Genomic DNA, 25,472 nt, shown 5'->3' with positions numbered 1-25,472 from the left:
AACACCGGTTAGGGGATTTTTTTATGCTTTTCTCCGGAAAGAGGCAGATGTGTCACGGATATTAAATTAGTAGATGCACCCTGATAACTAACTCCCCTGATTGGCTAACACCGGTTAGGGGATTTTTTTATGCTTTTCTCCGGAAAGAGGCAGATGTGTCACGGATATTAAATTAGTAGATGCACCCTGATAACTAACTCCCCTGATTGGCTAACACCGGTTAGGGGATTTTTTTATGCTTTCCTCCGGAAAAAGGTAAATGTGTCCCGCAGATTAAATTAGTAGATGCACCCTGATAACTAACTCCCCTGATTGGCTAACACCGGTTAGGGGATTTTTTTATGCTTCTCTCCGGAAAAAGGTAAATGTGTCCCGCAGATTAAATTAGTAGATGCACCCTGATAACTAACTCCCCTGATTGGCTAACACCGGTTAGGGGATTTTTTTTGGGCTTCCCTCCGGAAAGAGGTAGATGTGTCGCGGATATTAAATTAGTAGATGCACCCTGATAACTAACTGCCCTGATTGGCTAACACCGGTTAGGGGATTTTTTTGTACAGTTGACAGAAATTTTTCCGGATAAATGGTAGATGTGCGACGAAGACTAAATTAGTAGATACACCGTGATAATTAATTCCCCTGGGTGAGTAACACTCACTGGGGGATTTTTTTATTCTGCGGACAGCAACCATCATATCATTAATGATAATTTTGTCGAGAACAAACTCAACTCTTTAGTCTCAAAACAGATTACTGATCAATGCGTGCTGATAATTAACTCCCCTAGACTGCCACCACTGGGGGATTTTTTTGTTGGGTATGACCAACATTCCCATTTGTGACAATTTTACCTGGAACATACATTTATTCCTAGACAAGTTTATTGATAGATACACACTGACAGCTCACTCCCCTGTCTGGCAGCCACCCCACTAGGGTATTCTGTTATCGGAACAGAATAATAACAAATCTCAGGCAAGATTTATCCGGAGGGCTGAACCTAAACTAAGAACATTTAATTAGTAGATACACCCTGATAACTAACTCCGGTGGGAGGTAAAGACTTGATTGAATTCTTGATGAAAAAACTCTTCTTCTGACAGCTTAACTCATTTGTAGTTGCTTAGGAAAGTATTATAACGCAACATTTCTAAAAATGTTCTACTATGGATAGTTTTTTATTCTTATTATAAGTATTATAGTTTCTTAACTGATTAACAGATTCGTTAAGTTATTACTTAATCATTGACGATATACGCTGCTAAAAGCTGGTATATTCACAATAATCTAAGTCATGCTTTAACCGTAGTCTTACTGTGTGATTTCCTAGTAAGTTCCTAATAACTCACCCAGTTACCCTGATTGGGTTAATTTATATTTTTTTTAATCTAGTCACTTCGAGTATTGGGTTTAGACTTTCCCAGAGTCTCCCGGTCGGTTTTAACCTTAACTTACCCAATATGCTCATCATATCACGTTCGTGGTGATTTGAAGCAGCCTTGAAGCTAAATATCTCAGTTCAAAATCTAGAGTTTTGCCCCTGTTCTGTGAGATGATTTAAGTGCATCTGGTAGATGTATTTATTCTATCCTTTCCTAACATATCATAACCGCTGCTGAATATCTAGATTTTTTTAGCTAGATTTAAAATATGGTAATCTCCGTGAGATACTCCCACAGTAGTCCAAGCATACAGTGTGGGCTGCAGGGTAACTACAGGTATCGGGTATGACATTAACTGAATCTCTGTTTACAGTTAACCGAATGTCCCGCCGCCAATAACAATACAAAGATGTTGAGCATTTTTGTATTGCCGGAATTTTATCTAGCACAGAAAGTGACACACAGACTCATGAATTTAGCTGTTATTAAATTTTCTTCAGAAGATTGTGGCATCTGCCACAAAATGTCTTTTTATGACCAAAAGGTAGCTGAAGAGCTAGGTTTACAGTTTATCGATGTGAAAATGCAAGATACGGCTAGTTACCGTAAGTATAGAAAAGTCTTGTTGTCTCAGTATCCAGATAAATCACAAATGGGATGGCCAAGTTATATTATCTGTGATTCTCCAGAGGCAGAATTTCAGATTATAGGTGAAGTTAAAGGGGGTCATCCCAAAGGTGAGTTTAGAAGTCGTCTACAAGAGGTTCTCAATTCCATAGACTTCAAATGATTTAACCTCCAGGACAGGACCGATCATGGCTATGGTCATGATGTCTTCGCGCACCTGTCCTGTAACTGTTACTGTTTGTCCGGGTTGCAGCAAGTTTTTGTCGGCACTTTTGAGGATTTCATAAGTCGTACCATCATCTGTGACTAACGCCCAAGCGCCAGTACCAATATCTCGGCGTTGAATAGTACCTTTAACTGTAATGCTCATGTTTCAGAAATTGGAGAGGGGTGGGGAGTGGGGTTTTGTTCGGGGGTAAAAATACCCCATTGTCCTATTATGCTGTTTGAGTAGCGCTTTTCAATGCTAAATGAGCTAGTCCATAACAAAGTAAAGCGTTGGTAACCAGGAAAGTCCGCGCTAGATAGCTACTTCCTAAGCCCCAAACTCCTGGGTCGTAAATGGCGCTAACTGTTAAAAAGGCGGCGTAGCCAAGACTCGAACCAATGGCGAACCATTTCCAGCTAGGATGTCCCAAGAATAAGGCTATTAAAACTATGGGGATGAGAACGCTAGCAAAGATGGGATTTAAGGGGTTAGTTCCTTGTAGGGTGTTACCTAGTTCGGGAATGGAACTACCTAAGAGCCGGAAAGGCCATTGGGGGAGGTCAAAGATATATATTCCTTTGAGGAAGAATAAACCAGAACTACCAGCAATTAAGCCACCGGATAAAGACCAACTCCAGGCGAAGGGGAAGTAAACTCGCAAAAACCAAGCCAGGAGATAGGAACCAAAGACCATCAGCAGCTTTGGTATTAGGGCTACTGCACCGCCATCAATCCAAAAACCGGGATTGAGATAGCCGTTGTCTCGTAACCACCTAAAGAAGTCTGGGAAGCTAAGTCCCTGGGAGGCTAGTTTAACTGCGGCTTCGGCATTCAGTTGTCCAGCGCCATAATAGTTGAAGCTATCATCCTCGATCGCCCTTGCTGATTGTTTGAGGACTTTTAACACCTCCTCTGGTGCTGTGACTCCAGAAGCTTTAATTAATGCGGCGACACCTGCAACGTGGGGGGAAGCCATGCTTGTTCCCTGGAGTCCTAAAAATACCCCTTGGTTGTTGTTTTCGGGGTCAATGGTTTCTTGGAGAATTGTCCCGGCCTCACTCCCACCGGGGGCAGAAATATCTACCCCAGCGCCAAAGTTAGAATAGGGGGCTTTTTCTCCGTCTGGACCAAATGCGGCTACGCCAATGACGTGGGGGTAACGTGCGGGATAACTTGCCCCATTCTGGTTTTCGTTGCCGGCAGCGGCTACAATGGTTACACCTTTTTTATGGGCGTACTCAATGGCTTGTTTCATCAGTTGGCTTTCACCACCACCGCCTAAACTCATATTAATGACATCCGCACCGTTATCAGCAGCGAATTTAATTGCTTCGGCAATATCGGCCACTGTGCCGCCACCATAGGCACTAAGTACTTTTAATGGCATCAGATTGGCTTCGTAGGCAATGCCGGCTACACCATATTTATTGTTGGTGGTTTGGGCAATAGTACCAGCAACGTGAGTACCGTGTCCATTGTCATCTGTGGCTTCTTCGCGATCGCTCACAAAATCATAACCCTTAACAAATTTCGTATCTACCAGGTCACGCACAGGAGTTATACCAGTGTCAATTACAGCTACTGTCACGCCGCTCCCCTTGGTTTGACTCCATGCCCCTTCTATGCCGATCTTGTGTAGATTCCACTGTTTGCTGTAATATTGGTCATTCGGACCTGTTAATGTAGGATTTACCTCGTCTACAGATGGTAAAATCCCGTCAAACTTTGCCGACTGTGGTAAGGGAATCGTTCTATAGATGTAATTTGGCTCGATTAATTGTGTAAATTGGGCGAAGGGAGATTTTTTCAGCTTTCTTAGTCGCTGGCGATCGCCTTCAATAATATACACATTATCCGACCCTGAGAATTGATTGTCCAATCGGGGCGTGACATTGTACTCTTGAGCGATCGCCTGTAAGTTCTGCTCTAATACTTCCGAGGGGATATCTTGGCGAAAATCTAACACAATAGTCTCAAATTCGCCTTTAGCTGCTAAACCCTGAAAATTCAGGAACCCGAAAACAGCCCCCCCCAGCCCGATGACAAACAAGCATAATAATATAAGTCTTTTCATATTAACTGATCACCGCTTTTTGCCAGTTTGCTCACTACCATAACTTATCTGCATAGCTGGTTGGTACACTTTGAACAATTTTTACGATTGAGGACTGTTTAAACAATGGAACGTGGTCTGTTATGGTTACCCTTGCTAGTTGTGTTTTTCTGGTTAGCTTGGCAAGGCTCAAAGGAATACCAGAAGGTGGAATCATATCGCCTTTGGTCCGAGCAATTTGAGAAATCCAAATATGATATCTACGCAGTTATCGGTCTCAAGCAGAACAATATCACCTGGGGTAAACCCAGTCCCCAAGGTCCCCTTAACTTAGAAACTTTTTCTTTGCTGGATGTTAAAGATATACGTCTTTTAGTAGATGACAAACTAGTACAATTAGAAAACTATCCCCAAAAAGGTCGAGTCATTCAGTTAGAATTGATCTTGTCTGAATCTCAGTCAGTACGCATTCCATTTACAGAAATCCCTCTAGCTGCAAATTGGGTGAAGTATTTACAGGGAGTCTGGGAAGATTTAAATACACAACCAAATCAGTAATAACCCACCGAATCTTTACCCAAATTTTCCATGAACACTCAAATAACTAACAGAGTACCCATAGCTTTAACCATTGCTGGTTCAGATAGCGGTGGCGGTGCGGGTATTCAAGCTGACCTACGTACTTTTGCTTTTCACCGTATCCACGGTACCAGCGCCATTACCTGTGTCACAGCCCAAAATACCCTAGGGGTAGCGCGGGTTGATACTATACCCACCGAGGCGGTCATAGAGCAAATTCAAGCAGTGGTCAGTGATATTGGCGTACAAGCTGCAAAAACCGGAATGCTACTCAACCAAGAAATCATCTCTGCTGTAGCCCAGACAGTAGAAGCATTACAAATTAATAACTTAGTAGTTGACCCGGTTATGGTATCACGCACAGGGGCGCAACTCATTGATGATAATGCGGTGCAGACTCTGGCTCATACCTTGTTACCTCAAGCTACCATTGTCACACCAAATCGCTACGAAGCGCAGATATTAAGTGGTTTACCCATCAATACTTTAGATGATATGCGGGCGGCTGCTCAAGTCATACACCGCAATCTCAGGGTAAAAGCCGTTTTAGTCAAGGGAGGCGCAATGACGGGTAACTGTCGTGGTGTTGATATCTGGTTTGATGGGGAAAAACTGGCAACCTTGACCACAAAACAAGTAGAGACAAAAAATACCCACGGTACCGGTTGTACACTATCAGCAGCGATCGCCGCTAACCTAGCCCTGGGTAATAATTTGTGGACATCCGTACAACAGGCCAAGGAGTATGTTACTAATGCCCTGACTTATGCCTTAGATATCGGCAAAGGTCAAGGACCAGTAGGACATTTTTTCCCACTGTTACAGTTTGATAGCATATCTCTACCATCTATAACTTAATTTTTGATCCCCACCTATTTATTTATGCAAACAACCCCAACTTCAGTGCACGGACATCCAGCAAAACCGCCAACATCTCAAAATTACCCTACCTCTGTACCACTGTATGTATATCGGCAATTAGCAACCGAATTACAGTTAACACAAGTAAAATTAGAGACCATCACCAGTCAAAATCACCAACTAGAGCGAGAAAATCAATTACTACGCCAAGAAATTACCAAAGTAGTTCAGTCCTTTTCGCACCTGCAAAATTATGTTAATACTGGTTTTAATCCGAGTCATCCCCAAGCTACTCGTGCCACTGGTGAAGCAAGCAGTCCAGCACCCGTGGCTAACCAAACCAGCCATCACCCTGAGTTATCCACACCTGTAGAAATCAATCACCAGATACCAACAACATTTTATATAGAAGAGCAACCAGTCAACCATTATCCCCCCATAGAGAAAAAAGTCAAACAATTGAGTAGCTGGTGGTTAGCTATGAATATTGTATTGTTGATGCTCACCGCATTTGGAGCAGCATATTTGATTGTGCCTCTTGTGTTTGAAGCTCAAAACCCCTAGTTTACACTTCCACAACTCCGAGTGACAACTAGGTAGGGGGTACACAGTTTAAAAAAAAGTTGCAATTTTTACATATTTTTGAAATTTAGCGGTAATGGTAAAAGTGGTTGACTTATATCTGCTTAGATAGATAAACAAACCTATTAGAAGTTAGGAGTGAAGATCATGAAAAAAGTAGAAGCCATTATTCGCCCATTTAAGCTTGACGAGGTGAAAATTGCCTTAGTTAATGCTGGCGTTGTGGGTATGACAGTTTCTGAAGTCCGGGGCTTTGGAAGGCAAAAGGGGCAAACAGAAAGGTATCGCGGTTCTGAATACACTGTTGAGTTTCTGCAAAAACTGAAAGTAGAAATTGTGATTGAGGATAACCAGGTTGATATGGTTGTCGATAAAATTATTGCCGCCGCCCGTACAGGTGAAATCGGCGATGGTAAGATTTTTATCTCTCCGGTAGATGGCGTTATACGTATTCGTACTGGCGAGAAGAATACAGAAGCTGTTTGAGTATGGGGTGGTGTGAAGTATGACCCTGAGTCAAGGAGTTCCGATATTGCCAAACAATGGCAGTGGGAACGCCGTTATTGCCGACTCGAGGCGGAGTCAGACCAAGAAACCGCAAGGTAGACGGGTATCTGTCAATCAAGCAGGCATCCTACACCGTAACATCATGTGAGTCAAATCAAAACATATCCCTGATTTTCTACTATTATAGCGGGCAAAATGCCCGCTCACCTCCCAAAACTCTACTGGTCATTCACTCAGCAATTAAAATTAAGTTTAGTCAAGAATAGTGTAATTTTAAGTCGAAATATTCTCAAATATTGCTGAATATAAGTTGAATTAAGACCCGATCATAATTCCTAATTAGAATTGATATATAGAAATCTGCCATGAAGGAGCAATTTATTTCCTAAATAAATATTTTCTTGACAATGAAATTGGAGAAAATTATGAATTACTGTCCTTGTTGTTCCGGATTACTGTTAAGGCATATACGCCCTCCGGGTTTGGCTTGGTTTTGCCCCCATTGTTGGCAAGATATGCCAGTATTTAATCTAGAAAATCCCAGTTCATTAGAAAAGACTTTTGCCGCAGGTAGTTTAGTGGAGAAAATTAACTACCGCAATGGTCATAGAATGTATGAAATTTCTTCTCAGCCTTGATGTGAAAAAGGACTCTTAGAGGATGTTTGATAAGTTTTCCACAGGTAATTTTTATCTTAGGGAACAGGGAACAGGGAACAGGGAACAGGGAACAGAGAACACACCGAATGGGGACTAGAGTCAAAGTCCCCCTTCTCAAGGGGGATTTAGGGGGATCTAAATTAGATACACCATGAGGGACTTTTCAAACACCCTCTTACAACAGCCCCCCACTTTTAAAACATCCTCTTACTCTCATGTTATTTGATATTTTCAACTCATATTGCGATCGCCCTCCAACTTGTTAGTTCGCTTTTTGGGGTGTGGGAAGAGCGTTAGCGGTAGCTTACCGAAGGAATCGCTCTCTTCCCCCTTACAAAGGGGGGTTAGGGGTGATCAACTTTGGAGATGTGGGAAGTGCGTTAGCGGTAGCTTACCGAAGGTATCGCCTTTTGGGGATGTGAGGGGCGATCGCTTTTCTATTCTTATTTGCTAAACTAGCAATTATGACAACAGCAATAAAACTCTATGTACTCTACCAGTCCACACCAAAAACTACTGGAAGCGATCGCAAACCTTAGTGAGCAACAAATTCCACTTGTTTTACAATTTATCTCATCTTTAGAAACACCAGTTAGCGATTATCAAACTCCAGCTAAAACAGTATTAGAAAGAATGGGTGGTTATCCCAAATTTTTACTAGAAGGATCAGGAGATTTGTCAGATAGAGATGTACGCAAAAAAGCAATTTCTGACATAATTCAAGCAACAAATCAAACAAGAACTCATGAATAATTATCCCCTAATATTAATTGATACTGGGATTCTTGTTGCTTTCTATGATCGTCAAGACAACTATCACCAAAAAGTTATTAACTTTTTTAGTACCTGTACCAGTCAACTAATCACAACAATTGCCTGTGTTACAGAAGTGATGTGGTTACTTGCCCCAAATACAAAAGTACAGAACGAATTTTTATCTGCTTTATCACTGGAAGTATTTATATGTGAACATTTCCTGCCATCCGATTATAAAAGAATCCAGGAACTTAACACAATTTATCAGGATCTACCAGGAGATTTTACTGATTTATCGCTGATTGCTATTTCCGAAAGATTAAATATCTCTGCTATTGCAACTCTAGACAAAGACTTTAATATTTATCGGCATTATCGCAAGCAACCATTTGAGCGGATATTTTTACCTTAATTGAGAATAGTAAAACTGAACTTATATTATTTGCAAAGAAATGAATCATAGTCGATCGCTTTTAGAGGATGTTTGATAAGTTTTATCAGGTGATTTTAGACACTTCTTGACCCCCCCTAACCCCCCTTACTAAGGGGGGAACTAGAGTCAAAGTCCCCCTTCTCAAGGGGGATTTAGGGGGATCTAAAAATATTAGATACACCATGAGGGACTTGACAAACATCCTCTGAGAAGTTCTTGGCTATCTTCCTTAATGCCCCTATGTAATAGTATTCGGTTTAATCTTCTTCCCAGGTTTCATCACTCAATAGGTCAATAATTCTATCTCTGAGTAGATATTCATGCCTTTCCAGCTCCTTCTCAAACAATATCCAGTCACGATTAGGAACATACTTACATAGGGAGTAAATTGGTTGTTGGCGGTCAAGTAGTCCCTTTTTGACTAGTTGGCGTGCTTCCTCTCTAATCATTCCAATATCATATCTAACAACAGTATCCATAAATCATTCTTTTTCTTTTTTGAAGGAAATAAGTTTTCTGCGTGTATCTTCAACTGAGCAAAAAAAATAGGAAAATTATCAAGGATCAAGAAACACCAACCCCACCACAGCCATCTTGTCTCCTGTAGATAGCAGTTACACAGATAAATTCCCCTTTTGGGTCAAGGTAGAGGAACTTTTTACCTCCACACCTTGCTCAGAATCGCATATCTAGGCAGGAATTGGTATCAGTCTTTAGGTAGACCCCTGGAAAACTCTTGTTGAGACTCCCAGACCTCAAAAAGTTTGACACCCCCCAGGGGATTTTAGTTTCCCCCTTGTACCAAGAAACCCTAGGGTAGACGGTTATCTGTCAATCAAGCCGGAAGCCTACACTGACCTAACGGTACTGTGTAGGTAGTTCACATTACCTAGAGATGAGATATCACCAGCCCTAGTACCTTGAGGAATAAGTTAAAGTACATAGGGCATTCAGCATTGGGTGTTAGGCAAAGAAAGCAATCTTACAGATGGGGGAAGAACGACTTTTCCCTGATCACCTAGTCCTTCATTCCTCATTCCCTATTTATGACTGCTCCAGAAAAAAACCCTGAGTTTGAAAATCTACTGACTTATCTTAGACAAAGCCGGGGCTTTGATTTTACAGGTTATAAGCGTTCAACTTTGATGCGTCGGGTACATAAGCGCATGCAATATCTAAGTATAGAAACCTTTGGGGAATACTTGGACTACTTAGAAGTTGATCCAGAGGAATTCAATCACCTGTTTAACACAATCCTAATTAACGTCACGGCCTTTTTTCGAGATATTTCCGCCTGGGAATACTTAGCTAAACAGGTGTTACCGAAGATTGTAGCCCGGAAAAATAACTCTGATCCCATCCGGGTTTGGAGTGCGGGTTGCGCTTCTGGTGAGGAGGCTTACACTGTGGCTATCCTCATGGCTGAACTTTTGGGAATCGAGGAATGTCGGCAACGGCTAAAAATTTATGCTACAGACATAGATGAAGAAGCTTTGAATCAAGCCCGTCAAGCTGTGTATTCGGCTAAGGATGTCCAGTTAATACCATGGGGACTGCAAGAAAAATATTTTGAGAGTACGGGTAATAACTATGTTTTCCGTCAGGACTTGCGACGTTCAGTAATTTTTGGTCGTCACGACTTGCTGCAAGATGCGCCCATTTCTCGCTTAGATATGCTGGTATGTCGCAACACACTCATGTATTTTAATTCTGAGACTCAGTCGCGGATTATGGCTCGGTTTCATTTTGCTCTCAATGATGGGGGTTATCTGTTTTTGGGAAAAGCAGAGATGCTGTTAGTGCACTCCAATTTATTCAATCCCCTAGAGTTGAAAGATCGGATATTTAGTAAAGTATTAGTAGCAAATATACGCGATCGCTTGCTAGGGATGGCAAATACACTAGAGCCAGAATCTAGCTACCGAGGATCTCGACATATCCGACTGCGAGAGATGGCTTTTGATTCCGCATCTGTAGCCCAAATAGTGGTAGATATCAATGGAATACTCGTACTAAGTAACCACCAGGCTCGCATTGTGTTTGGTCTTTCACCCCAGGATTTAGCTCGTCCTTTTCAGGATTTAGAACTTTCCTACAGACCAATAGAATTGCGATCGCCCATTGAACGGGCTTATACCGAACGCCGTAATATTACTTTAACAAATGTCCATCGCTATTTACCCAATGGAGAACAGCAATATTTAGATGTAGCAATTATACCTTTAGAAGATGTTGACAAGTCCCTGCTAGGTGTGAGTATCACTTTTCATGATGTGACTCGTTTTATTCAACTTCAAGAAGCCTTGCAACGTTCTGGACAGGAATTAGAGACTGCTAACGAAGAACTCCAATCTACCAACGAAGAATTGGAAACTACTAACGAAGAACTCCAATCTACCAACGAAGAATTGGAAACCATGAACGAAGAACTTCAATCTACCAACGAAGAATTGGAGACCATGAACGAAGAACTCCAATCTACCAACGAAGAATTACAAACAATTAATCATGAACTGAGCGATCGCACCACAGCACTCAACCGTACTAATCTATTCCTGACTGGCATTCTCAAAAGTCTACAAATGGGAATCGTAGTCATTGATCGCAACTTGAACATCGTACTGTGGAATTACATGGTAGAACATTTGTGGGGCTTAAGAACAGAGGAAGTTTTAGGAAAATCCTTATTTAGTCTCGATATTGGTCTACCTCTCGAGCAACTGCGATCGCCTATCCGCGATTCCTTATCTGCAAAGCAGAGCTTCCAAGAAATGATTTTAGATGCCACCAATCGCCGGGGAAGAACAATAGAATGTTATTTGGCTATTACCCCCCTATGTAGTACAGAAATTGAAGGAGTGGTATTAATGATGACAGATATAGAACAAGTTAAAAGTATGATTTCTCACGAAGCAATTGCTCAAAGACGACAACAGCAACAGAAGTAATCCAAACATAATGACCAGAAACCTAGAGGAAGCCATCACCGGGGCGCATCAGCGACTAGAAAATTTATCCCAGCGTGCTAGTCAAATAAGACAGGAGAATGATCCCATAACAGCACTATTGCAAGAAGCCATCAGCGAAACTACAATTTCTTTGGAAGAGCTCGAAGTATTAGCCGAAGAACTCGCACAGCAAAACCGGGAATTAGTTGCTACTCGCCACCTTTTAGAAGTTGAGCGCCAGTGTTACCAGGATTTATTTAATTTTGCCCCCGATGGATATTTAGTTACTGATGTCAATGGTGTAATTCAAGAAGCTAACTATGCTGCAGCCAACTTACTGAATGTCCGCCAGTCTTACCTGATCGGCAAACCCCTGGCTGTATTTGTACATCAGACAGAATTACCCAAATTCTACCAAATCATCGGACAATTGCCCCAGCAAACAGAGAAACGCACAGAACAGTTACGGATATTTCACCAAGAAGGTAGAGTTGACTTTGCAGCTGAATTCACCCTGGGGGTAGCCAAAGATTATTCTCAGGGCAAAATCAAGGGTTGGAGATGGCTACTTAGGGATATTAGTGAGCGGATCAAAGCAGAGGAACAAATTCGCCAACAAGCCACACTACTTGATATTACCACAGATGCCATTCTAGTCAGAGATTTGCAAAACCAAATTTTATATTGGAATCAAGGCGCGGTAAATATTTATGGCTGGCGGGCAGAGGAAGTTATGGGCAGGAACGCCTGGGAAATTTTATTACCAGAAGCTTCTCCTGAACTTCTAGGGGCGCTGAACACTGTTTTAGAGCATGGATCATGGAGCGGGGAATTACGGAAAGTCACCAGAAGGGGTCAGAAAATCATCGTTAATAGCCGTTGGACACTCATGTATGATGCCGCCAGGTTACCCAAATCTATCATGAGTGTGGATACCGATATCACCGACAAAAAACAACTAGAAACAGAAATTTCACGTACCCAGAGATTGTCAACCCTCGGTACACTGGCTCAGGCGATCGCCCATGATCTGCAAAATATATTCTCCCCCATGATCACAGTAGCGCAACTTTTGCCCCTCAAACATCCCGAGTTAAGTGAAAGTTCCCTACAAATGCTGAAATTATTGCAAAGCAATAGCAAACGGGGGATGGATTTAGTCCAGCAAATTCAGTCATTTACCAGTAACTTTCAAGTTCAAAGCTCAATACCGTCAGTATCACATCTGCTCCAAGATGTAGAGCAGACAATCAAACGCATCTTCCCCAAATCCATAGACATTGATATTCATACAGATATCCCTACCGATATAGAAATCCTACAGCCATACCATACCGAACTACATAAACTATTAGTTAAGTTACTAGTAAATGCCTGTGATGCAGCGCCTCAAGGTGTGAAGGTGGGAATCTCCGCTAACCAGACCTTCATTGACGAAAGCTATGTGAAACGGCACATGGGCGCTCAGGTGGGTTACTACCTAGTAATTACAATTACTCATACCGCACTAAATATTAATCCTCAAGTCATCGATGACATTTTCACACCATTTCGCCATACCCAAACCGGCAGTAAAAATCCTGACATAGGCGGTTTTGTGGAAGTATCCAGTCAATCAGGAGTTGGGAGGAAGTTTAAAATCTACATCCCCAGTAGTGAAAGTCACACTTCCCCCAGACTAGACCAGGGTAAACTGCCCACAGGCAAAGGAGAATTAATTTTAGTTGCAGATAAAGAGACGGCAATTACCCAAATTACCAAAACTACATTAGATATTCATAACTACAGGGTATTAATCGCCGAGAATGGGATTGAAGCCCTTGCCCTATACACCCAGCACCAGCAGGACGTTAAACTGGTGTTAATAGATCTAATGATCCCATCCATGACAGGGGAAACTGTCATTCGCACCTTGCAAATCATCAACCCGGATGTACCAATTATTGTTATGAGTGAATTGGCTGCTGCTGAGGCTTTAGCACGAACTACTCTCACAGGGATTCAGGGATTTTTAGCAAAACCCTTTACTGCGGAGCAATTATTAAATGTCATACATCATGCCCTTGTGTGTACCACAACACCAACCTGGCAACAGCAGCGCTGAAGTTGGGGTAATAGCCCAGTGACGCTGATGTACAATGCAAACAAATATTTAAATTATGAGTGGCCAGTTCATATGATTTCATCAGAAAATAACACAACATCCACCGATAAAAGCCTGGAAGCCATGCGGCACTTTTCCGAACAGTACGCTAAACGCACCGGCACATATTTCTGTTCTGAACCCTCTGTAACCGCAGTGGTGATTGAAGGACTGGCAAAACATAAAGACGAGTTAGGGGCCCCTTTGTGTCCCTGTCGCCACTATGAAGACAAAGAAGCCGAAGTTAGCGCCACATATTGGAACTGTCCCTGTGTACCCATGAGAGAACGCAAAGAGTGTCACTGTATGCTGTTTCTGACCCCAGATAATGAGTTTGCTGGCGACCAACAAAAAATTAGTTTAGAAACTATCAAAGAAGTGCGAGCCAGCATGGGATGAGCGACATGATCCCCCCAGAGTTTTGGCAAGGTGTGGAGCAGTTTAATTCCAGACAGTTTTACGCCTGTCATGACACTTTAGAGGCTTTGTGGATAGAAGCCGGCGAACCAGAAAAAACCTTTTATCAAGGTATTTTACAAATTGCCGTCTCACAGTATCATTTATCTAATAGTAACTGGCGAGGTGCAGTAATTTTACTAGGAGAAGGCAGCAATCGACTGCGACCTTATCCCTCTGTTTATCAGGGTATTGATGTAGATCAATTATTGAATCAAAGTACAGCTTTGTTGTCAACATTACAACAAATGGGAGCAGATAACTTTCATGCCTTGGCAGATCCTCAGGCTTTACCCAGTCCCACAATTGTCCTAGTTCACAACTAAAATTTCACCCCGTAGCCTAGCCTACGGGGCTGTTGTTGCCAAAATATTGCATTTCCAGGTTAATCTGGCGGTTGTAGCGGCGGTGTTCTCAGGGAATTTGACGAATGTGTATATGGGTGAAACCTAGAAACTAGATCAAGCGTCAATATTTCAGGAGTTATCCCAACTTGCGCCTAAATCTTAAATGTAGATTTTATATTCGGAACAAGAAATTGGGATAATTAATATACAATCTGATATCCTAAACTTATGGCTACAGTATTATGTCCTGCTACAAATTTCCAGTATCACAAATGCGTCGCCTGGGATTAGCCTTGATGCTACCAGTTGCACTCCTGGGTGTGGTAACATTTCCTAGCCATGTGCAAACTGTAACGGCACAAACATCTCAGCAAAATGGTCGCCTGACCATCAGCGCCGATATGCAAGAATATAACGCCAATACTCAAGTAGCAACCGCACGCGGTAACGTCCAAATGTTGTATCCTGCTCGCCAAATTAAGGCTACATCTGCTCAAGCACAATTTTTCAGCCGGGAACGCCGTATTGATTTGAGCGGTAACGTCCATATTGTCCAAAATGGAGTCAATAGCATCCAGGCCGAGAAAGTCAGTTATCTGATTGATGAAGGGCGTTTTGTGGCTTTACCTCAATCCCAGGGTCAGGTACAGTCCATCTACATGGTCAATGATTCTGAACTGGGAAACCAATCTAATTAATCTGATCAGGATAAATTACCACTACGGGCGCGAATAGTGAAAATTATCTTAGAGAATATTTACAAATCTTATGGTAAGCGCAGTGTTGTCAATAACGTTAACCTCTCCATTTCTCAGGGTGAGGTGGTGGGGTTACTAGGTCCCAATGGTGCGGGTAAAACCACGACCTTTTACATTGCTACCGGTCTAGAAAAACCTAATCAGGGAAAAGTCTGGCTTGATAGTACCGAAATAACCGCAATGCCAATGCATAAAAGAGCACAATTAGGCATCGGCTATTTAGCCCAAGAACCAAGTGTTTTTCGTCAGCTATCTGTACGGGATAATATTCTCTTGGTACTGGAGCAAACTCATGTCCCCCGATGGGAATGGTCAAAACGAATACAGGCTTTACTGCGGGAGTTTCGCTTGGAAAAAGTCGCTAAAAGCAAAGGAATTCAACTCTCAGGTGGGGAGCGACGACGGACAGAATTAGCTAGGGCTTTAGCAGCAGGTAGGGATGGTCCGAAATTCTTACTCTTGGATGAACCATTTGCTGGTGTTGACCCGATTGCCGTTTCCGAAATTCAGCACATTGTCGCACAATTGAGCGATCGCGGCATGGGTATCTTAATTACAGATCATAATGTTCGTGAAACCCTAGCCATTACAGACCGCGCCTATATTATGCGCGAGGGACAAATTCTTGCTTCTGGACATCCAGAAGAACTATATCATAATCCCCTAGTACGACAATACTACTTGGGCGATAACTTTCAACTCTAAAGGAGGCCGGTTAAAAAAAATGGTAGTCCTATAGTTATTTTATGAGATTCAAAAAGCTCAATTTATTATACAGACTGAATTCCCTCTTACCCTTGACGCTCATGGACCGCTACCTGACCAAAGAATTGGTAGCACCTTTTTTATTTGGTGTAGGTGCATTTTCATCCTTGGGTGTCACTATCGATGCTGTCTTTGAGCTAGTGCGGCGCATTGTCGAATCTGGATTACCAATCAATATTGCAATTCAGGTTTTTTTATTAAAGTTTCCCAATTTTATCGTTTTAGCCTTCCCCATGTCCACACTCCTGGCTACTTTGATGACTTATAGTCGTCTTTCCAGCGAGAGCGAACTAATTGCTCTGCGTGGGTGTGGGGTCAGCGTCTATCGCATGGTGTACACCGCTGTGATCTTGAGTATGCTAGTCACAGGGATGACATTTGTCTTTAATGAGCAAATAGCACCCGCAGCCAATTACCAAGCAACTATTACCCTGGAAAAAGCCCTCAAGTCAGACAAACCCATCTTACAGCAGTCAAATATCTTTTATCCTGAATACCAAGAGACAGAAGAGCCAGATGGTACTAGAAACAAGAGACTGGCACGTTTATTTTATGCTGACAAATTTGATGGTCAGAAGATGAAGGGCTTAACAATTATAGACCGGACTGGAGAAGGTTTAAATAAAATTGTCGTCTCCGAATCTGCCCAGTGGAACACTGCTGAAAACGTTTGGGACTTTTATAATGGTACCATTTATTTAGTCGCTCCTGACCGTTCCTATCGTAATATTTTACGGTTTGAACATCAACAGCTGCAATTACCCCGCACACCATTGAATCTAGTCGAGAGAAGCCGAGATTATGCTGAAATGAATCTTGCTGAATCTTTACAACAGTTAGAAATCGAACGGATCGCTGGCGACACTCAGAAAATTCGCAAACTTGAAGTACGTATTCACCAAAAAGTTTCTCTACCATTCGTATGTGTAGTTTTTGGTTTGGTAGGTGCTGCTATGGGAAGCAGACCCCAGCGCAGCGGAAAAGGTACAAGTTTTGGTGTGAGCGTAATCGTAATTTTTACTTATTATTTAATTTTCTTTATTAGCGGTGCCGTAGCACAAGCTGGTATTTTCTCACCCTTTATAGGAGCTTGGCTACCTAATTTCCTGTTTTTAGGAATAGGTTTATTTTTATTGATGCGCATAGCTGAACGTTAATAAATTGACAACTTACCCTATTCCCCTATTCCCTGTTCCCCAAAACAACCTCTTATCGTCAGAAACCCAAGTACCATGGAAACCATAGGGTACCCTTTGGGGAATTAGTACCCGCGCTCTAGGTCCCGCAGTGACATCTTGGGCGTTGACTATCACTAGTTCCGAAGTTTGTGAAGTCTCATCGTAAACAAAAGTAATTAACCAGCCATCATCTTCCTTTGTAGCATTAACACTCGGCGCAAATACTGCTTCACCGCCATAACGTCCCGAACCAAATTCATGGGTTTCAGATCTCTGATTATTAAAATCGTATTTAATTATACCATTAAATAGCGGGAGAGGCCTTTGGTCCATTCTCCCAGCATAACCGTATTGGGTTCGTTGCCCTAAAAAGTTTTCGTTAATGCGGGGAAATTCCGCCGGGACATCATCTAGCATTTCTTCTTGCACTTTCCCGCTGCTCAGATCAAATCGCCAGCGATATAAACGCGGTATATCTGCTTCTCGGTCCGTTGGGGAATCATTAACCTTTAACACTGTGGTCGAGTTCATGCGACAGGCTATGAGTACTATTTCCTCTTCATCTTCGTAAGCGTTAAGCGTATGAAATATGTAACAGGGCGAACTTTCAAACCAGCGGATATTACTGTTATCCCCATAACGGGGGACAATACCAAAGCGACTGGGTCTATGGCTCTCGAACATCAAACCCGGTTCCCCCCTTTGCATTCTTTCCCCACTGAAAGTTAAGGGTAAATCCATAAAAATTGTATAGTTCTCGGTGATGGCAAAATCGTGCATCATTACCCCCATCGGTAGCTCAATTGGCACTGTCCGCACTATTTCCCCTGTATCGGAAACTATGCTATATTGCAAGTATGGTGGAGCGAAGGAGTAACCAAAAAACATCATTTCACCCGTCTTTGGGTCTACCTTGGGATGGGCTGTAAAGCCAGAAACCAGCTTACCATTATACGTGTATTCACCAATTGTCTGTAAATCTGGTAACTGGATGGCGTGAGGCGCACCCCCTTCGTTAAGTGCTAACATTTGCCCCGCGTGCCACACTAGGGCTGTGTTGGCAGTGTTTTTGTAGGCACCATGAGGATTATCCATCTGCGGTGGTTCTAATAACCCAGACCAGAGCGCTTTCCCCGCTTGGTGTTCTATTTCCCATCCTTTCGTGCGCACGTAGCGATTACAATATGTGGCCTCACCGTCCCTAATTCTCACACCGTGCAACATTCCATCGCCATCAAACCAGTGATACTGACCAATGGGTGACCACTGGGGATTGGGTCCATTACGGACAAACATCCCTGATAAATTGGCGGGTAACTCACCTATGACTTCTAAAGCCTGCGTGGTGATTTCTGTTTGCACCGGGGCAAAGTTATAATTGAGATACGGGTTCAGTGTCCTTGTCATGGTGTCTATGTCTCAACAAGTGATGAAGTGATCATATTAGCGATCGCTGTGATTGTTTCTCCCAATATCGGCAGATTTTTCTAGTATAATTGGGAAATAAAGCCTTTTTCCGGCTCATGAAGTACACACCAATTCCCAATTCCCAATTCCCTGTTCCCTCAAACTAAAAAAAATTGTACCTCACGAGCATGGTAAATGCTATAACTGTCGTTTTTGATATAATCTGACTCTGGCTCACAGGCGATCGCCCAAGACCAGAAAATTAACAAATTCACGCTAAGAGGATGTTTGTCAAATCATGATTACTGTATTAAATATTGTTTGACCCCACCCTCATCTTTCCCTTTATAAGGGAAAGGGGACTGGATTTGATTGTTTCGGTTCCCCATTCCCCATTCCCCATTCCCCATTCCCTGTTCCGGTGTTCCGGTGTTCCCTGTTCCCTAAAATAAAAATTACCTGTTGAAAACTTATCAAACATCCTCTAAGACTTAAATAGATTAAACTTATATAAAGGCAGTCCCTGAACATGCCAGGGTTTCAGCCGTCAAGCAAATATCTGAACATTTCTAGTAAACCCTTTACAAATCTCCCTATGGTATGCTAATATTAAACGAAGGAAGAAAAAATGATTTTAGTTGAAAGACATATCATTAAACAATCTCACCAACATTGGAAAGAGATTGATCAACTATCTTTCCTCTCAAAAAATTTATACAATCTAGCTAATTACATTTGTCGTCAGCACTTCTTTGCTACTGGTAAGAAATATAGTCTCACTGACCTTTATCATTTAGTTAAAGATTATGTAGACTACCGTGCTTTACCTACTAAAGTCAGTAAGCAAATTATCAAACGACTAGTATCTACTTGGACTGGGTATTTTGAGGCTCATAAAGAATGGAAGAAGAATCCTTCTAAGTTCTTAGGAGAACCTAGAATACCAAGCTACAAAGATAAGACTAAAGGACGCAATGCAGTTATTTATTATCATGAGTCAGTATATAAAGCTGGACTCAAGAAAGGTATCTGTCACCTATCAATGAGTGATATTAAGATTCCAACCAAGGTAGATAACGTCATAGAAGTACGATTAGTACCACGCCCTACCTGTTATGTAGTTGAAATTGTGTATGAAAAACAGGAACAAGAACAATGTACTAGCAATTATGTAGCGGGTATCGACCTTGGTTTAACTAACTTAGTAGCGTTAACTTCAAATCAACCAGGATTCAAAGCTTTGTTGGTTAATGGACGACCACTTAAATCAGTAAACCAGTTCTATAACAAAACCAAAGCTAAGTTACAAGCTCAATTAGGTGATAAACGCAAGACTAGTAAGCGGATTCAATTGATGACTGCTTATAGAAACAACTACGTTGACAATTATCTACACAATACAAGTAGAACGATTGTTAATCTACTTAAGGCTTGTGATATTGGTACGTTAGTTATTGGTAAGAATGATAACTGGAAACAGAATATCAATATAGGTAAAAAGAATAATCAGTCATTTACACATATTCCCCATGCAAGATTAATTGACCAACTAACTTATAAATGTCAATTAGCAGGAATCAAAGTTGTAGTAACTGAAGAATCTTATACCTCAAAATGCAGTGCTTTAGACCTAGAACCTATACAGAAACACTCCTCTTATCTTGGTAAGAGAGTAAAGCGTGGTCTATTCAAATCGGCTAAAGGAATCCTCCTAAATGCAGATTGCAATGGGTCAGCTAATATTGTAAGAAAAGTATTCCCAAATGCTTTTGCAAATGGGATAGCGAGTGTCGCCGTTACACCAATAAAGGTTATGCCTTTATAAAGTGTCATTTTGAACAGATGGAGATTTGTTCAGTTTAACACGAACGGTTCAATTATGTTTGTTGCTCATTGCATCTCTAATATATGACGGTGGAGCTAAAGGTGACTAGTACTGATTATAACCTCTTCTCTGTTTCAGGAGAAGTATCTATCCCCCAGGCTCCTCCTGAATTTAAATCAGGGTTTATTGGCATCATTGGTCGCCCCAATGTCGGTAAATCTACTTTGATGAACCAATTAGTAGGACAAAAAATCGCGATTACATCACCTGTAGCACAAACTACACGTAATCGGTTACGAGGGATTTTAACTACCCCAGCCGCACAGTTAATTTTTGTCGATACACCGGGAATTCATAAACCCCATCATCAATTGGGGGAAGTGCTGGTGAGAAATGCTAAAAATGCCATTGAGTCCGTGGATGTAGTCTTGCTTGTCGTAGATGGGTCAGTAGCTTGTGGTGCAGGCGATCGCTTTATTGCTGATTTACTGGTAAAAACCCAAACACCAGTAATTATAGGGGTAAATAAAATTGACCAACAACCACCAGATTCTCAGAGCATTGATGATACTTATCAAGCTTTAGCCGCAGGTCAACAATGGCCTGTAGTTAAATTTTCCGCCCAGACCAGCGCCGGACTACCAGAACTGCAACAGTTATTAATTGAAAATTTAGAGACCGGACCATTTTATTATCCCCCGGACTTGGTGACAGACCAGCCAGAACGTTTTATCATGGGGGAATTAATTCGGGAACAAATTTTACTGTTAACCCGGGAAGAAATTCCTCACTCAGTAGCGATCGCCATTGATTTAGTAGAAGAAACACCCAGTATTACCCGTGTACTAGCTACCATCCACGTTGAGAGAACTTCTCAAAAAGGTATCCTAATTGGCAAAAGCGGCTCAATGCTCAAAGCCATTGGTAGCGAGGCTCGCCAACAAATTCAAAAGCTGATTGATGGTAAAGTTTATCTAGAGTTATTCGTGAAAGTAGAGCCAAAATGGCGACAATCACGGATGAGTTTAGCAGAGTTAGGCTACAGAGTAGAAGAATAGATAACCTTGTAATGTGGGCATATTGCCCACTTGAGTATAAAAAGTCTGTATGCTAAATGCGACTAGAAGAACTAACCAAAGCCAGCGCAGTTAAAGGGATTTTACCTAACCAGGTAGTCACAGTCGTCGATGTCAAATGGTTTGGTAGCGATGTGGTTGAATTAACCTACAAAGACCCAAGCGGTCGCCTCGGTCAAGAATTGCTATATCGCCATAACGAGGATACATTAGAAATCGTTACTCAAGAGCGCCCCTGGAGTTTCAACGCCGAAGGTCGCCTATTGCGGCTAGTATCAGAAGCCCATCGTATTCGCCTAGCACATCTGTTTGACCCCCTCCTCGCCGTACACACATCATTAGTAGAACCCCTCCCCCACCAAATTACCGCCGTATACGGAGAAATGCTCACCAGGCAGCCGTTACGTTTTTTACTAGCTGATGACCCCGGAGCAGGTAAAACCATCATGGCGGGTTTACTCATGGCCGAACTGCATTTGCGCGGTGACCTGCGGCGTTGCTTAGTAGTATGTCCTGGTAGTCTAGCAGCCCAGTGGCAAGATGAATTATACCAGAAATTTCATCTCGACTTTGAAATTCTCACCAATGACCGCATCGAAGCATCTCGCAGCGGTAACGCCCTCGCAGAAATACCCCTAGTCATAGCACGGTTAGATAAATTAAGCCGTAGTCATGACCTCCAAGCCAAATTAACACAAACCGACTGGGATTTAATTATCTGTGACGAAGCCCATAAAATGTCGGCTTCTTTTTTTGGCGGAGATGTCAGAGAAACCAAACGCTACAAACTAGGTAAACTCCTGTCTAGTATTACCCGTCATTTTTTATTAATGACCGCTACACCCCACAACGGGAAAGAAGAAGACTATCAGTTATTTATGGCCCTCTTAGATGGAGACCGTTTTGAGGGGAAATTTCGCGATGGCGTTCATGTGTGCGACACCTCCGACCTCATGCGGCGGCTAGTTAAAGAAGATTTGTTAAAATTTGACGGTACTCCCTTGTTTCCAGAACGCAAAGCTCATACAGTTGATTACCAGCTCTCCAGCCAGGAAGCAGTTTTATACAAGCAAGTTACAGAATATGTGCGCGAAGAATTTAACCGCGCCGACGCCTTAGATAATCAAGGACGTAAAGGAACCGTAGGCTTTGCCTTGACTATTTTACAACGGCGTTTAGCATCCTCCCCAGAAGCAATTTATCAGTCACTGCGACGGCGACGGGAAAGACTACAAAAACGCCTGCGAGAGGAAGAAATATCCAAGCGCGGACTCGATGCCCTAGAGTTATCCAGTAGAATCATTGAAGATGTCAACGAATTTGAAGAAGATACCCCCAGCGATGAACGCGAAGCCATAGAACAAGAAGTTGTTGACCAAGCATCAGCAGCGCGGACTATCACGGAATTGAAAGTGGAAATTTCCCAATTACAAAAATTAGAGCAGTTGGCTTTAGCAGTGCGTCGCAGTGGTAGAGATAGAAAATGGGAAGAACTTTCTCAAATTCTACAAAATCAAGCCGAACTCTTTGACGCTCGTGGCTATCGCCGCAAACTGGTAATATTTACAGAACATCGCGATACCTTAAATTACTTACACAAGCAAATTAGTAACCTTTTAGGCAACCCCAACTCAGTCGCTACAATTCAAGGCCGTATGGGGCGCGAAGAACGCCGCAAATCCCAAGAAGCTTTTACCCAAGACCCAGATGTCCAAGTGCTTATTGCTACCGATGCCGCCGGAGAAGGTATTAACTTACAACGGGCGCACCTCATGGTAAATTATGACCTACCTTGGAACCCCAACCGTTTAGAACAACGTTTTGGGCGCATCCACCGCATCGGACAGACCGAAGTGTGTCATTTGTGGAACTTAGTCGCCAAAGAAACCAGAGAAGGTGATGTTTATTTAGCACTGCTCAAAAAGCTAGAAAATGAACAAAAAGCTCTGGGGGGTAAAGTATTTGATGTTTTAGGGACAGCTATTGATGGTGTCCAGCTGCGACAATTACTCATAGAAGCCATTCGCTACGGTGAATCCCCAGAAATTAAAGCCCGGTTAAATGAAGTTGTGACGGGATGTCTCGACCCTAAACGGTTGCAAAAACTCCTAGAAGAAAAAGCCTTGGCGCGCGATACAATGGACATCTCTAGAGTGCGGCAAATTCGCCAAGATATGGAACGAGCCGACGCCAGAAAATTACAACCCCACTTTGTAGCTTCCTTTTTCATAGCCGCTTTTCAGAAGTTAGGGGGGACTATTAGGGAACGAGAACCCCAACGCTACGAAATTACCCATGTCCCCGCCGTCATTTGTAACCGGGGACGAGTAGTGGGGACACGAGATGCAATTTTGACCCGCTATGAGCGCATTTGTTTTGATAAACAATTAATTAGCATCGCAGGTAAGCCCTTGGCGGCCTTAGTCTATCCCGGTCATCCCCTATTAGATGCAGTGATTGATTTGATCTTAGAACGCCATCGGGATGTTCTCAAGCAAGGTAGTATCTTATTAGATGTTAACGACCCCAGCGAACAAATTAAAGCTCTAGTTTATTTAGAACATTCAATCCAAGATGCTCGCACAGATCCTGCTGGTAATCGTCGGGTGGTGTCCCGCAGAATGCAGTATGTGGAAATTCTAGCATCTGGAGAAATTTATAATGCAGGCTATGCTCCTTATTTAAATTATCAGCCAGTCAGTCACCCTGACCAAGCATTGATAGAACCAATCTTACAACAGTCATGGTTACTTAATCATATTCAAGCACAAGCAACAGCCTATGCGATCGCTCACATCGTCCCTCAACACCTCCAAGAAGTCAAAAAACACAAAGAAGAACTCATAAACAAAACCATGGCCGCAGTCAAAGAGCGACTAATTAAAGAAATTAATTATTGGGACCATCGCGCCGCAGATTTACAACAGCAAGAAATCGCCGGGAAAATCAACGCCAAAATTAACTCAGCCAAAGCCAGAAGCAGAGCCGATGAACTCCAAGCGCGGTTACAAAAGCGCATGGAAGACTTGCAACAAGAGCGCCGCCTTTCTCCCCTACCACCAGTAGTAATTGGTGGGTCCTTAATTGTCTCCCTGGGATTACTCCAACGGCTACAAGGTCAGCAAAAACCCAATCCCCACACCTCCGCCCAAGAAAAAAAGCGAGTAGAAACACTAGCAATGCAAGTAGTAATTAATACAGAACGCCAATTAGGCTATGAACCAAAAGATGTCAGCGCCGACAATTGTGGCTATGATATAGAATCGCGCATCCCCGGTACAGGAAAGCTGCGGTTGATTGAAGTTAAAGGGCGCATAATGGGAGCAGACACAGTTACAGTCACTAAAAATGAAATTCTCACCGCCCTGAATAAGCCCGAAGGTTTTATTTTAGCACTAGTGCAAGTACCATTATCCCCAGAAATTACCACCCCCAGCCATCATGACTGCATCCTACGCTATATACAGCAACCCTTTGAAAAGGAGCCAGATTTTGACGTTACCAGCGTTAACTACAATTGGCAGAAATTGTGGGAACGGGGAAATTTACCCAAAACCTGACAACCTCCCCAGAGAACTTATTGATTTCGGTGGTTGAGCGAAGTCGAAACCACGCACCCCCCAACACCCCCTTATATTCCTTCAACCTCCCCCAGAGAACTTATTGATTTCGGTTTCGATCCTACTCAAATAAATAAAATACACACCTTAACATCATAAATCTTGTGGGGTGGACATCCTGCCCGCCCCTCAATACCTCACTCAGATAAAATGTGCCGTAATTCCCTGTTCCCTATTACTGCGATTGACTTTCTAACCACTGCTGCAAATCAGCAACACAGGAAAAATCTAACAGCGCCTCACCCAGTAAATCTAACCCGTCAAAATCCAACGTATAAATTGCTTCTACTAAGGATGCTTCC

The 25,472-nt window shown here is 42.5% G+C and carries 23 protein-coding genes; 18 read left to right on the top strand and 5 right to left on the bottom strand.

Annotated features, from left to right (window positions below; all coding sequences use genetic code 11):
* The first annotated feature begins 1,851 nt into the window (after positions 1 to 1,851).
* Positions 1,852 to 2,172 (top strand): thioredoxin family protein, encoded by a 321-nt coding sequence (locus NWP22_RS17765; protein ID WP_271731325.1) that lies wholly within the window; start codon positions 1,852 to 1,854, stop codon positions 2,170 to 2,172.
* On the opposite strand, the gene NWP22_RS17760 is transcribed toward NWP22_RS17765, so the two are convergent.
* Both NWP22_RS17760 and NWP22_RS17755 read right to left on the bottom strand, forming a co-directional pair.
* A complete protein-coding gene (locus tag NWP22_RS17760) occupies positions 2,137 to 2,379 on the bottom strand; it encodes a DUF5818 domain-containing protein (RefSeq protein ID WP_271731302.1) in 243 nt (80 codons plus the stop codon). The two genes, NWP22_RS17765 and NWP22_RS17760, sit on opposite strands and share 36 nt — an antisense overlap.
* A 67-nt stretch (positions 2,380 to 2,446) precedes the next feature.
* Positions 2,447 to 4,291, bottom strand: coding sequence for a S8 family peptidase (locus NWP22_RS17755; RefSeq protein WP_271731301.1), 1,845 nt, complete (start codon positions 4,289 to 4,291; stop codon positions 2,447 to 2,449).
* A 105-nt stretch (positions 4,292 to 4,396) separates the two neighbouring features.
* Here NWP22_RS17755 and NWP22_RS17750 point away from each other — a divergent pair, with 105 nt between their 5' ends.
* From NWP22_RS17750 to NWP22_RS17720, 7 genes are all read left to right on the top strand, one after another.
* Positions 4,397 to 4,828 carry a hypothetical protein gene (locus NWP22_RS17750; protein ID WP_271731300.1) on the top strand — a complete coding sequence of 144 codons (432 nt, stop codon included), beginning with the start codon at positions 4,397 to 4,399 and terminating at the stop codon, positions 4,826 to 4,828.
* 30 nt (positions 4,829 to 4,858) lie between these two features.
* Positions 4,859 to 5,707 (top strand): bifunctional hydroxymethylpyrimidine kinase/phosphomethylpyrimidine kinase, encoded by an 849-nt coding sequence (gene thiD, locus NWP22_RS17745; RefSeq protein WP_280802184.1) that lies wholly within the window; start codon positions 4,859 to 4,861, stop codon positions 5,705 to 5,707.
* Between the two features lie 24 nt (positions 5,708 to 5,731).
* Positions 5,732 to 6,274, top strand: a complete 543-nt coding sequence (locus NWP22_RS17740) for a hypothetical protein (protein WP_271731297.1) — start codon at positions 5,732 to 5,734, stop codon at positions 6,272 to 6,274.
* A 165-nt stretch (positions 6,275 to 6,439) separates the two neighbouring features.
* Positions 6,440 to 6,778: a P-II family nitrogen regulator gene (locus NWP22_RS17735; protein WP_271731296.1), complete on the top strand. Its 339-nt coding sequence runs from the start codon at positions 6,440 to 6,442 to the stop codon at positions 6,776 to 6,778.
* Positions 6,779 to 7,224: 446 nt separating this feature from the next.
* Positions 7,225 to 7,437 (top strand): hypothetical protein, encoded by a 213-nt coding sequence (locus NWP22_RS17730; protein ID WP_271731295.1) that lies wholly within the window; start codon positions 7,225 to 7,227, stop codon positions 7,435 to 7,437.
* 507 nt (positions 7,438 to 7,944) lie between these two features.
* The gene (locus NWP22_RS17725) at positions 7,945 to 8,211 is read left to right on the top strand and encodes a hypothetical protein (protein WP_271731294.1); all 267 of its coding nucleotides are present in this window, start codon (positions 7,945 to 7,947) and stop codon (positions 8,209 to 8,211) included.
* On the top strand, positions 8,204 to 8,626 hold the full coding sequence (locus tag NWP22_RS17720; RefSeq protein WP_271731293.1) for a type II toxin-antitoxin system VapC family toxin: 423 nt from the start codon (positions 8,204 to 8,206) through the stop codon (positions 8,624 to 8,626). The genes NWP22_RS17725 and NWP22_RS17720 overlap by 8 nt, the downstream gene beginning before the upstream one ends.
* Before the next feature lie 278 nt (positions 8,627 to 8,904).
* Here NWP22_RS17720 and NWP22_RS17715 read toward each other — a convergent pair whose 3' ends face one another.
* The gene (locus tag NWP22_RS17715) at positions 8,905 to 9,126 is read right to left on the bottom strand and encodes a DUF4327 family protein (RefSeq protein ID WP_271731292.1); all 222 of its coding nucleotides are present in this window, start codon (positions 9,124 to 9,126) and stop codon (positions 8,905 to 8,907) included.
* 567 nt (positions 9,127 to 9,693) lie between these two features.
* Between NWP22_RS17715 and NWP22_RS17710 the strand changes: the two genes are divergently transcribed.
* The 7 genes from NWP22_RS17710 (at position 9,694) to NWP22_RS17680 (ending at position 17,221) form a co-directional block, all read left to right on the top strand.
* Entirely contained in the window at positions 9,694 to 11,595 is a 1,902-nt protein-coding gene (locus tag NWP22_RS17710) for a CheR family methyltransferase (RefSeq protein ID WP_280802183.1), read from the top strand.
* 10 nt (positions 11,596 to 11,605) lie between these two features.
* The gene (locus NWP22_RS17705; protein WP_280802182.1) at positions 11,606 to 13,699 is read left to right on the top strand and encodes a hybrid sensor histidine kinase/response regulator; all 2,094 of its coding nucleotides are present in this window, start codon (positions 11,606 to 11,608) and stop codon (positions 13,697 to 13,699) included.
* 72 nt (positions 13,700 to 13,771) lie between these two features.
* Complete coding sequence (locus NWP22_RS17700; protein WP_271731289.1) at positions 13,772 to 14,137, top strand: ferredoxin thioredoxin reductase catalytic beta subunit; 366 nt, start codon at positions 13,772 to 13,774, stop codon at positions 14,135 to 14,137.
* Positions 14,134 to 14,520 (top strand): DUF309 domain-containing protein, encoded by a 387-nt coding sequence (locus tag NWP22_RS17695; RefSeq protein WP_280802181.1) that lies wholly within the window; start codon positions 14,134 to 14,136, stop codon positions 14,518 to 14,520. Before NWP22_RS17700 ends, NWP22_RS17695 begins: the two co-directional genes overlap by 4 nt.
* Before the next feature lie 263 nt (positions 14,521 to 14,783).
* Complete coding sequence (locus NWP22_RS17690; protein WP_425332625.1) at positions 14,784 to 15,239, top strand: LptA/OstA family protein; 456 nt, start codon at positions 14,784 to 14,786, stop codon at positions 15,237 to 15,239.
* Positions 15,240 to 15,275: 36 nt separating this feature from the next.
* A complete protein-coding gene (gene lptB / locus NWP22_RS17685; protein ID WP_280802180.1) occupies positions 15,276 to 16,004 on the top strand; it encodes an LPS export ABC transporter ATP-binding protein in 729 nt (242 codons plus the stop codon).
* Positions 16,005 to 16,105: 101 nt separating this feature from the next.
* Positions 16,106 to 17,221: an LptF/LptG family permease gene (locus NWP22_RS17680; RefSeq protein WP_271731285.1), complete on the top strand. Its 1,116-nt coding sequence runs from the start codon at positions 16,106 to 16,108 to the stop codon at positions 17,219 to 17,221.
* 12 nt (positions 17,222 to 17,233) lie between these two features.
* Here the strand turns inward: NWP22_RS17680 and NWP22_RS17675 are convergent, their stop codons facing one another.
* Positions 17,234 to 18,649 carry a carotenoid oxygenase family protein gene (locus NWP22_RS17675; RefSeq protein WP_280802179.1) on the bottom strand — a complete coding sequence of 472 codons (1,416 nt, stop codon included), beginning with the start codon at positions 18,647 to 18,649 and terminating at the stop codon, positions 17,234 to 17,236.
* Between the two features lie 628 nt (positions 18,650 to 19,277).
* Here NWP22_RS17675 and NWP22_RS17670 point away from each other — a divergent pair.
* The 3 genes from NWP22_RS17670 to NWP22_RS17660 all read left to right on the top strand — a co-directional run bounded on the left by NWP22_RS17670 (position 19,278) and on the right by NWP22_RS17660 (position 25,110).
* Positions 19,278 to 20,474, top strand: a complete 1,197-nt coding sequence (locus tag NWP22_RS17670) for an RNA-guided endonuclease InsQ/TnpB family protein (protein ID WP_271731283.1) — start codon at positions 19,278 to 19,280, stop codon at positions 20,472 to 20,474.
* 83 nt (positions 20,475 to 20,557) lie between these two features.
* Positions 20,558 to 21,532 carry a GTPase Era gene (gene era, locus NWP22_RS17665; RefSeq protein ID WP_271731282.1) on the top strand — a complete coding sequence of 325 codons (975 nt, stop codon included), beginning with the start codon at positions 20,558 to 20,560 and terminating at the stop codon, positions 21,530 to 21,532.
* 56 nt (positions 21,533 to 21,588) lie between these two features.
* Positions 21,589 to 25,110 carry a helicase-related protein gene (locus NWP22_RS17660; RefSeq protein ID WP_280802178.1) on the top strand — a complete coding sequence of 1,174 codons (3,522 nt, stop codon included), beginning with the start codon at positions 21,589 to 21,591 and terminating at the stop codon, positions 25,108 to 25,110.
* A 235-nt stretch (positions 25,111 to 25,345) separates the two neighbouring features.
* On the opposite strand, the gene NWP22_RS18400 is transcribed toward NWP22_RS17660, so the two are convergent.
* On the bottom strand, positions 25,346 to 25,472 hold a 127-nt coding region (locus NWP22_RS18400), incomplete at its 5' end, for a DUF4351 domain-containing protein (RefSeq protein ID WP_425332626.1).

The organism is Anabaenopsis tanganyikae CS-531, from assembly GCF_029891675.1.
Taxonomy (GTDB): domain Bacteria; phylum Cyanobacteriota; class Cyanobacteriia; order Cyanobacteriales; family Nostocaceae; genus Anabaenopsis; species Anabaenopsis arnoldii.
The sequence above is the reverse complement of the archived record's forward strand: the minus strand, read 5'-3'. Positions and strand labels throughout refer to the sequence as shown.